The organism is Streptomyces sp. CB02400 (assembly GCF_001905725.1).
GTDB classification, from domain to species: Bacteria; Actinomycetota; Actinomycetes; order Streptomycetales; family Streptomycetaceae; genus Streptomyces; species Streptomyces atrovirens.
In genome coordinates this window covers 1-9,593 of sequence record NZ_LIWB01000040.1, presented here as the reverse complement: position 1 = coordinate 9,593, position 9,593 = coordinate 1, and the positions used below count along the sequence as shown (strand labels likewise).

Annotated in this window: 2 protein-coding genes; both read left to right on the top strand. The window is 72.1% G+C overall.

The annotated features are described in order from the left end of the window. The coding region (locus tag AMK33_RS39980; RefSeq protein WP_073938142.1) for a type I polyketide synthase at positions 1-7,940 on the top strand (7,940 nt) is incomplete at its 5' end. Further along, the coding region (locus tag AMK33_RS39975; protein ID WP_143203926.1) for a type I polyketide synthase at positions 7,937-9,593 on the top strand (1,657 nt) is incomplete at its 3' end. The genes AMK33_RS39980 and AMK33_RS39975, both read left to right, overlap by 4 nt.

Sequence of the window (9,593 nt, the reverse complement as noted above, 5' to 3'; positions counted from 1 at the left end):
TCCTCCCCGGCACCGGACTCCTGGACCTCGCGTTCGCCGCTGCCCGTGAGGTCGGGGCGGCCGGCGTCGGAGAGCTGACGCTGACCGAGCCGCTGGTGGTGCGGGACGCCGTGCGGTTGCAGGCGGTGGTCGGCCCGGAGGCGAACGGTCGTCGTTCGCTGGCCGTCTACAGCCAGTCGGAGGACTCGCTGGGCGGCGTGTGGCGCCGGCACGCGACGGGTGAGCTCGTGGCGGACTCGCCCGAGGACGAATCCGGTGCGGACATGCTCGCGCAGTGGCCGGTCGCAGGTGCCGAACGCGTGGAACTCGACGGGTACTACGACCGGTTCGAGGCGCAGGGCCTCGGGTACGGCCCGGCGTTCCGCGGGCTGCGGGAGCTGTGGCGTGACGGGGACCGCGGCTTTGGTCTCGTACGTCTTCCCGAGGAGATCGGTCCGGGTGAGTTCGGCGTGCACCCGGCGCTGCTCGACGCCGCCCTGCACGTCATCGCGGCGCTGCGCGACGGGGACGACTCCGTGGTGCTTCCCTTCGAGTGGGGCGGCGCGGAGCTGCTCGCCGGAGGTGGCACGGAACTGCGGGTCGAGGTCGAGTTCGACCGGATGGCGTCCGTCGCCCGCATCCGGGCGGTGGACACCGCGGGACACCCGGTCCTGTCGGTGCGGGAGCTGCGCCTGCGCGAGGTGACGTCCGACCAGATACGGGTCGCCGAGCCGGTGGAGCACCTGTACCGGGTGGCGTTCGAGCCGCTGCGTGCGACGGGCGCGGACACGGCCGCCGCCGGTGACGGCGGCGCGTCGGACGTGCTCGACGACGCCGTCGTGCTGGGCGCTCGCTCCGAGCTGGGTGCCGCGCTCGGCCTCGACATGGTCACCGACGTGGACGAGTTGCTGGCCGGGGAGTCCGTTCCGGGGCTCGTCCTGGTCGACGCGACGCGTCCCGTGTCGGGTGAGGACGGTGCCGCGCAGACGGCCGCCGCCGCCCTGACCACACTTCAGGGCCTCCTCGGTGAGCCGCGCCTCGCGTCGACGGCGCTGGTCTGGGTGACGCGCCGGGCCGTGGGCGACGGCGTGGCCGACCTGGCGCACGCTCCGCTGTGGGGTCTGCTGCGGACCGCCGCGAACGAGTACGGCGAGCGTTCGGTGCGTCTGGTGGATCTGGATGCCGGTGCGGTGGACGCCGAGCTGCTGGAGCAGGCGATCGCGGTCGAGGGAGAGCCCGAGATCGCCCTGCGCGACGGCCGCATCCTGGTCGCCCGCCTGACCCGCACCGATCAGCCCGCCGACATCGAAGCCCCGCGTTTCGACCCCGAGGGCACGGTCCTGATCACCGGCGGCACCGGCGAACTCGGCCGCCAGCTCGCCACCCACCTCGTCCAGCACCACGGCATCCGCCACCTCGCCCTCACCTCACGCCGCGGCACCCACGCCCCCGGCACCAGCGACCTCGTCACCACCCTCACCCAGGCCGGAGCCGACACCGTCGACATCCACGCCTGCGACATCACCGACCACCACCAGACCGCCACCCTCATCAGCTCACTACGGCGCCCGCTGACCGCCGTCTTCCACCTCGCCGGCACCCTCGACGACGGCCTCATCACCACCCAGACCCCCCAACGCCTGGCCAAGGTCCTCGCCCCCAAAATCGACGGCGCCCTCCACCTCCACACCCTCACCACCGACCACAACCTCGCCGCCTTCGTCCTCTTCTCCTCAGCGGCGGGAATCCTGGGTACGGCAGGTCAGAGCACCTACGCGGCGGCGAACACCTTCCTCGACGCGCTCGCCGAACACCGTCGGGCCCAGGGCCAGGTCGCCACCAGCCTCTCGTGGGGTCTGTGGGAACAGGCCGGCATCGGCATGACCGCCCACCTCCGCGACGCCGAACTCGCCGGGATCCGCCGGCAGGGCATCGGTTCGCTGTCGGAGGCCGAGGGTATGCGGCTGCTCCACGCCGCGCTCACCCAGCCGTATGCGCATCTCGCGCCGGTGAAGCTGGAATTGACGGAGTTGCAGCGGGCCGCGGACCGGGGCGGCGAGGTCGCGCCGAGGTTCCGCGGGCTGGTGCGCTCCCGGCTGCGGCAGGCGGGCCGGGTCGCGGCGCGGCCGTCGGCGCTCCGGGACCGGCTGGCCGCCCTGTCCGACGTGGAGCGGCGCAAGGATCTGACGCGACTGGTGTGCGACGAGGCGGCGATCGTCCTCGGCGTCTCCGACGCGACGGGTCTCGGTCCGGACCAGGTCCTGAAGGACCTGGGCATCAACTCGGTGATGGCGGTCGAACTGCGCCGTCGCCTGTCAGCCGAGACGGACACCGTCCTGCCCGCGACCCTCGCCTTCGACTACCCCACCCCCACCGCCATCGCCGGGCTCCTCCTCGACAAGCTCGACCTGACGAACGTCCCCCAGCGGACGGCCGTCTCGCGTCGCACCCGCCGCGCAGGAGCGGACGAGCCGATCGCGGTGGTGTCGATGGCCTGCCGCCTGCCCGGCGGTATCGGCACCCCCGAGGACTACTGGAAGCTGCTGGTCAGCGGATCCGACGCCATCGGCGGCCTGCCCAAGCGGTGGGACAGCATGGGCCTGTACGACCCGGACCCCGAGGCCGTCGGCAAGTCCTACTCCCGCGAGGGCGGGTTCCTCGACGACGTCGAGGGCTTCGACGCCGAGTTCTTCGGGATCACCCCGCGCGAGGCGCAGTCGATGGACCCGCAGCAGCGGATCATCCTCGAGACCGTCTGGGAAGCCCTCGAACGGGCAGGCGTCCGCCCCGACACGCTCTCGGAGTCCCGCACCGGCGTCTACCTCGGCACCATGGGCTCCGACTACGACAACCCCCACAACCACGACTACGAGGCCCTCGACGGTTACCTCGGCACGGGCAACACGAGCAGTGTGCTGTCCGGCCGGGTGTCGTACACCCTCGGCCTTCAGGGCCCGGCCCTGACCGTGGACACGGCGTGCTCGTCGTCGCTGGTCGCCACCCACCTCGGCGTGACCGCCCTGCGCAACGGCGAGTGCGACACCGCGCTGGTCGGCGGCGTCACCGTCATGTCCACCCCCGCCCTCTTCGTCGAGTTCAGCCGCCTCAAGGGCATGGCCGCCGACGGCCGCTGCAAGAGCTTCTCCGCCGACGCCGACGGCGCCGGCTGGGCCGAAGGCGCGGGCATCCTCCTCCTCAAGCGCCTCTCCGACGCCCAACGCGACGGCGACCGCGTGCTGGCGGTCATCCGCGGCAGCGCCGTCAACCAGGACGGCCGCAGCCAGGGCCTGACCGCCCCTAACGGCCCCTCCCAGCAACGCGTCCTCCAGGACGCGCTGGCAGCCGCCCGACTGACCCCGGACGACATCGACGCCATCGAGGCCCACGGCACCGGCACCAGCCTCGGCGACCCCATCGAAGCCGGGGCACTCGCGGAGGTCTTCGGACCCACCCGGACAGCCGACCGGCCCCTGCTCCTGGGTTCGTCGAAGTCGAACATCGGCCACGCCCAGGCAGCAGCCGGCGTCGCGGGCGTCATCAAGATGATCCTGGCGCTCCAGCACGACACCCTGCCGAAGACCCTCCACGCGGACGAACCCAGCCCGCACATCCAGTGGGACGAGTCCGGCCTGGAGCTGCTCCAGGAAGCTCTGCCGTGGAAGCGCGGCGAGCGACTGCGCCGCGCAGGCATCTCGTCGTTCGGCCTCAGCGGCACCAACGCACACGTGATCCTGGAAGAAGCACCCGCCGTCGAAGCGGCCGTGGCCACGGAGGCTCCGGAACTGCCGGTGCCGATCGTGGTGTCGGGCCGCAGCGAGGCGGCACTGCGGGAGCAGGCAGGCCGCTGGGCCAACTGGCTGGAGGCCCACGACGAGGTCCCACTCGTCGACGTGGCCACCACGGCCGCGCTGCACCGCACGCACTTCGACTCCCGCGCCGCCGTGCTGGCCGCATCACCCGACGAGGCCACGGCTGGGCTCCGAGCGATCGCCGAGGGCCAGCCGCACGAGCAGGCGGTGACCGGTACGGCCCAGCCGCGCGGGAAGACCGTCTTCGTCTACCCCGGGCAGGGCAGCCAGTGGGTCGGCATGGGCCATGACCTGCTCACCCAGTCCCCGGTCTTCGCCGAGACCATCGACGCCTGCGACACCGCCCTGAAACCCTTCACCGGCTGGTCCGTGCGCGAAGTCCTCACCGGCGACGGAGACAACCACCCGCCCCACGACCGGGTCGACGTCATCCAGCCCGCCCTGTTCGCCATGGGCGTGGCCCTGTCCGCCCTCTGGCGCTCCCACGGCATCGAACCGGACGCGGTCATCGGCCACTCCCAGGGCGAAGTCGTCGCCGCCGTCGTCGCCGGCGCCCTCACCCTCGACCAGGGCGCACAGATCGTCGCCCAGCGCTCCCAGGCCGTCCTGGCCTGCTCCGGCAGCGGCGGCATGGCCCTCATCGAACGCCCCCAGGCCGAGGTCGCAGAGTTCATCGCCCCCTACGGCGAAGCCCTCTCCATCGCCGCCATCAACACCTCCACCTCGACGGTCATCTCCGGCGAAGCCGACGCCATCAACGAGATCGTCACCCGCCTCACCGACGACGGCGTCTACGCCCGCAAGGTCAACGTCGACTACGCCTCCCACCACGCCCACATGGACCCCCTCCTGCCCGACCTCCAGGCAGGCTTCACCAACATCACCCCCACCCCCACGAACACCGCGTTCTACTCCACCGTCACCGGACAACCCACCGACGGCACCGAACTCGACGGGTCGTACTGGTGCCGCAACCTGCGCGAAACCGTCCGCTTCGACCAGGCCCTCACCCGCCTCCTGGCCGACCACCACACCACCTACATCGAGATCAGCGCCCACCCCGTGCTGTCGATGCCCCTCACCAACGCCGCCACCGACGGCATCGTGGTCGGCACCCTCACCCGCAACCACGGCACCCTGACCCAACTCCTGCGCAACCTCAGCCTCCTCCACGTCCAAGGCCACCCCATCCACTGGACGAAGACCCTCCCCGTGTCCGCCGGGCAGGCGCCCCTGCCCACCTACCCCTTCCAGCACGAACACTTCTGGCTGGAATCCAAGAATCGCGGCAGCAACCCCGGTTCTCTGGGCCTGGACACCTCCACCCACCCCTGGCTCGGAGCCGCCACCACCCTCGCCAACGGCGAAGGACACCTCCTCACCGGACGCCTCTCCCCCACCCAACACCCCTGGCTCAACGACCACACCGTCCACAACACCCCCCTCCTCCCCGGCACCGGACTCCTCGAACTGGCCTGGACCGCAGCCACCGAAACCGGAGCCACCCGCGTCGACGAACTCACCCTCGCCGAACCCCTCCTCCTGCCCGAACCCGACGACAACAGCACCCACATACGACTCCAGGTCACCGTCGGCACGCCCGAGGCGGACGGACGGCGTCCGGTCTCGGTGCACAGCCGCCGGGAGGACACCCAGGAGGAGTGGACCTGTCACGCCACCGGCCTGCTCGGTGGCGACGGGGCCGACGCCGCTGAAACCGCAGGTTCGGGGCGGGAGTTCGCCGAACTGGCCCGCTGGCCGGTCGCCGGTGCGGAGCCGCTGGACGTGGCCGCCTTCTACGAGCGGTACGCGAAGCAGGGCGTGGGGTACGGCCCGGCGTTCCGGGGCGTGACCGAGCTGTGGCACCGGCCGGGCAGCGCTTTCGCGCTGGTGCGGCTGCCGGAGGGGCTCGACGGGTCCGCGTACGGCGTGCATCCGGCGTTGCTCGACGCGGCGGTCCAGACGCTCGCGGCGGCGCGTGACGGAAACGCGGCGGCCGGTTCGGAGCCGGAGCAGGTGCTGCTGCCGTTCGAGTGGATCGACGCCGAGCTGCATCGTGCCGGCGCCACCGAACTGCGCGTGCGCGCCGACTGGGACCAGGGCGCCGCCGAGGGCGGCGTCTGGGTGGTGGACGCCACCGGGAGTCCGCTGGCCTCCGCCCGGCTGCGGGCCAGGGCGGCGACGCCGGACCAGATCCGCGCGAGCCGCCCGGTGGAGCACCTCTACCGGGTGGAGTTCCAGGCCGTGCCCCTGCCCAGCGGGGTGGAGGCGCCGGCCACCTGGATCGTCTGCGGCGGGGACCGCCTCGCGCAGGCACTCGGCGCTCAGCGGTTGGTCGATCTGGACGCGCTGGCCGCCGAGCTGGAGAACACGGACGTACGGCCTTCCCGCCTCGTCCTGGACGTGACCGGCAAGGTGCCGGGAGACAGCGCGCAGGCGGCCCGGCAGCTGGCCGCGGACGCCATGGAGACGTTGCGGTTCGCCCTGGACGATGCACGTCTGGAGACCACCGAACTGGTGTGGGTCACCAGTGAGTCGGTCGTGGCCGTGCCGTCCGACGGCGTGCCCGACCTGGCGCAGGCGCCGCTGTGGGGCATTCTGCGGGTCGCCCGCAACGAGCACCCGGACCGGCCGATCCGCCTGGTCGATCTGGGTACGGAGGAATCCGACGCGGACGTGCTGGCCCGAGCGCTCGGTGTCGCGGGCGAGCCGGAGCTCGTGGTGCGGCAGGGCGTTCCGTACGTGCCTCGCCTGACCCGGGTCGGGCAGTCGGACGGCGGCGAGGCGGACGCTCCGCGTTTCGACCCCGAGGGCACGGTCCTGATCACCGGCGGCACCGGCGAACTCGGCCGCCAGCTCGCCACCCACCTCGTCCAGCACCACGGCATCCGCCACCTCACCCTCACCTCACGCCGCGGCACCCACGCCCCCGGCACCAGCGACCTCGTCACCACCCTCACCCAGGCCGGAGCCGACACCGTCGACATCCACGCCTGCGACATCACCGACCACCACCAGACCGCCACCCTCATCAACAACCTCCCCCGCCCCCTCACCGCCGTCTTCCACCTCGCCGGCACCCTCGACGACGGCCTCATCACCACCCAGACCCCCCAACGCCTGGCCAAGGTCCTCGCCCCCAAAATCGACGGCGCCCTCCACCTCCACACCCTCACCACCGACCACAACCTCGCCGCCTTCGTCCTCTTCTCCTCAGCCGCCGGCATCCTCGGCGGCGCCGGACAAAGCACCTACGCAGCCGCCAACACCTTCCTCGACGCACTCGCCGAACACCGCCACACCCAAGGCCAAGTCGCCACCAGCCTCTCCTGGGGCCTGTGGGAACAGGCCGGCACCGGCATGACCGCCCACCTCGGCGACGCCGAACTCGCCCGCATGCGCCGCCAAGGCATCACCGCCCTCACCACACAACAAGCCCTCCACCTCCTCGACACCACCCTCACCGGCAACCACCCCCACACCATCCCGGTGAAACTCGACCTGGGCGCGGTGCGCCGTGAGGCGGAGCGGAGCGGTGACGTGCCCGCCCTCTTCCGCAGCTTGGTGCGGGCGAGGCAGCGCCGGGCGGGTGCGGCGGCAGCGGCCCCGGGCGCACTGCGCGACCGGCTGCTCGCGCTGCCCGAGGAGGAGCGGCACGCGTCGGTGCTGGAGGTGGTGCGGCGCGAGGTCGCCGTCGTCCTGGGCATGGCGGACGCCGCGAGTGTCGGCGCCCAGCAGGTGCTCAAGGATCTCGGCATCGACTCGGTGATGGCGGTCGAGCTGCGCCGCCGTCTGTCGGCCGAGACCGGGGTGTCGCTGCCGGCGACCCTCGCCTTCGACTACCCCACCCCCACCGCCATCGCCGGGCTCCTCCTCGACAAGCTCGCACTCGGCGGCGCCGGTTCGGGGGTATCGGCACCTCGCCTGACGAAGAACCAGATCGACGCACTCGTGGAACTGCTGCGCTCCGCGACGCCGGAACAGCTCGCGACGCAAGGCCTCGTGGCCAGCTTCGTCGACCTGCACGCGGCGCTGTCGAAGACGGCCGTCGCCGAGCCCGGCGAACCCGAGATGGACGCCGCGGACGTCGCGGACAGCAGTCAAGAAGACCTCCTCGATTTCCTGGACCGCAAGTTTGGAGTGGGCAAGTGAGCGCTACCGACGTGCAGAAGCTCGAGACCTATCTGCGACGTACGACGAACGCGCTGCTGCAGGCCGAGAACGACCTCGCCTCGGAGCGCGCCGCTAAGACGGAGCCGATCGCGGTGGTGTCGATGTCCTGCCGCCTGCCCGGGGGCATCAACACCCCCGAGGACTACTGGAAGCTGCTGGTCAGCGGGTCCGACGCCATCGGCGGCCTGCCCAAGCGGTGGGAGGGCCTGGGCCTGTACGACCCGGACCCCGAGGCCGTCGGCAAGTCCTACGCCCGTGAGGGCGGGTTCCTCGAGGACATCGAGGGCTTCGACGCCGAGTTCTTCGGCATCTCCCCGCGTGAGGCGCAGTCGATGGACCCGCAGCAGCGGATCATCCTCGAGACCGTCTGGGAGGCCCTGGAGCGCGCAGGCGTCCGCCCCGACACGCTCTCGGAGTCCCGCACCGGCGTCTATCTCGGCACGATGAGCTCCGACTACGGCAAGCAGGCGGGCCTCGGCGACCTGGACGGGTACGTCAGCACCGGCAACGCGAGCAGTGTGGTGTCCGGCCGTGTCTCGTACGCGCTCGGCCTTCAGGGCCCGGCCGTCACCGTGGACACGGCGTGCTCGTCGTCGCTGGTCGCCACCCACCTCGGCGTGACCGCCCTGCGCAACGGCGAGTGCGACACCGCGCTGGTCGGCGGCGTCACCGTCATGTCCACGCCCGCCCTCTTCGTCGAATTCAGCCGCCTCAAGGGCATGGCCGCCGACGGCCGCTGCAAGAGCTTCTCCGCCGACGCCAACGGCGCCGGCTGGGCCGAAGGCGCGGGCATCCTCCTCCTCAAGCGCCTCTCCGACGCCCAACGCGACGGCGACCACATCCTCGCCGTCATCCGCGGCAGCGCCGTCAACCAGGACGGCCGCAGCCAGGGCCTGACCGCCCCCAACGGCCCCTCCCAGCAACGCGTCCTCCAGGACGCCCTCACCGCCGCCCGCCTCACCCCCGACGACATCGACGCCATCGAAGCCCACGGCACCGGCACCAGCCTCGGCGACCCGATCGAGGCCGGGGCGCTCGCGGAGGTCTTCGGACCCACCCGCGCCCAGGACCATCCCCTCTACCTGGGCTCGTCCAAGTCGAACATCGGCCACGCCCAGGCAGCCGCCGGCGTCGCGGGCGTCATCAAGATGATCCTCGCCCTCCAGCACGACACCCTCCCCAAAACCCTCCACGCCGACCAGCCCAGCCCTCACATCCAGTGGGACGACTCCGGCCTGCGACTCCTCCAGGAAGCCCGCCCCTGGGAACGCGGCGAGCGACTGCGCCGCGCAGGCATCTCCTCCTTCGGCCTCAGCGGCACCAACGCACACGTGATCCTGGAAGAGGCGCCTGCCGCAGAGGCGGTCGTCGCCGCTGAGGCTCCTCAGCTTCCGGTGCCGGTCGTGGTGTCGGGCCGCAGCGAGGCGGCACTGCGGGAGCAGGCAGGCCGCTGGGCCAACTGGCTGGAGGCCCACGACCAGGTGTCGCTGACGGATGTGGCCGCCACCGCGGCGCTGCACCGCACGCACTTCGACTCCCGGGCCGCCGTGCTGGCCGAGTCGGTCGAGCAGGCCGTGGAGACCCTGCGCGCCATCGCCGAGGGCCAGCCCCACGAGCAGGCGGTGACCGGCA